Below are 239 nucleotides of genomic sequence, written 5' to 3' on the forward strand. Positions count from 1 at the left end.
TTTGCTCTTTAAAAATCTGGATCAAGCTGAAAATTGAAACGACACACTGTGTCTGCTCTCCGTAATAAGAGCAGATAAGCGGTGTGTTCGAGTCTCTCAAATTTTCACGACAACGAACTGTTTTACGAAACAGCTTCGGGTTGTGAGGTTAAGCGACTAAGCGTACACGGTGGATGCCTAGGCAGTCAGAGGCGATGAAGGACGTGCTAATCTGCGATAAGCGTCGGTAAGGTGATATG

General features: G+C 45.6%; 1 rRNA gene. It reads left to right on the forward strand.

The annotated features are described in order from the left end of the window. Window positions 1-146: 146 nt before the first annotated feature. Window positions 147-239 (forward strand): 23S ribosomal RNA (locus M8013_RS00015); the annotation flags it as partial.

Origin of the sequence: Silvania confinis, assembly GCF_025564085.1 — a bacterium.
Lineage (GTDB): Bacteria > Pseudomonadota > Gammaproteobacteria > Enterobacterales > Enterobacteriaceae > Enterobacter > Enterobacter confinis.